Genomic DNA, 628 nt, shown 5'->3' with positions numbered 1-628 from the left:
CTGGCGCAATTAGGCGAAATATGGCAATTCAACGACCCAGAGGGTGCATGGCGTGGTGTGATTACTGGTGTTAGCGTCGATGTCGATCAAGACAACGATGCGCCCACAGTGTGGCAGTCAATCAGTGTTGATCGTTATTTGGACGCATAGGAGCTATAGATGAATCTATTAAGTCAGTTTGACCAAATATTTAGCCGTACAGAGCGAGGCACTGCTCGCATTACAGGACAGCGCGGCGGTGGCAAGTTAGTGGCTCAGACTGAATCAGGAGCGACCATATTGCTTGATGGAGAGATGGAAACAGATAAGAAGGTCTATTATGACCGTGTCAGCAGTAAAGTACTTGGTGAAGCACCTGATGTCGTCTATTCTGAATATGGCGTTTAATGAGCGTTTATAGGCTGTTAAACTATCGGCATTTAATTGTACATATCTATGCACAATTAAATGCTTTTTACGTTTTACAACATGCACAATTAAATGCGTATTTATGCACAACTAATCGCCGTTTTACAAAGCCTAAAAGCCTAAAAGCCAAAAAGTTTAAAAAAACATAAAAGAGCCCAGGCTAATGCAAACCTCGGGCTCTTTTGTATTAATAGCTGATAATAGTTATGTGTTATTGTTC

At 41.7% G+C, this 628-nt stretch carries 1 protein-coding gene; it reads left to right on the top strand.

Features of this window, described 5'->3' with window-relative positions; all coding sequences use genetic code 11:
• The first annotated feature begins 159 nt into the window (after nucleotides 1-159).
• Nucleotides 160-387: a hypothetical protein gene (locus tag ACS8FC_RS18705; RefSeq protein WP_439297895.1), complete on the top strand. Its 228-nt coding sequence runs from the start codon at nucleotides 160-162 to the stop codon at nucleotides 385-387.
• The last annotated feature ends 241 nt before the right edge of the window (nucleotides 388-628 follow it).

The sequence above is a fragment of the Psychrobacter sp. 1Y4 genome (assembly GCF_051847555.1).
This window is presented reverse-complemented; position numbering and strand designations above follow the sequence as displayed.

What these genes read in the sequence shown, in the direction of transcription:
- ACS8FC_RS18705 (WP_439297895.1), top strand. Translation starts at nt 160, where the DNA reads ATGAATCTATTAAGTCAGTTTGACCAAATATTTAGCCGTACAGAGCGA.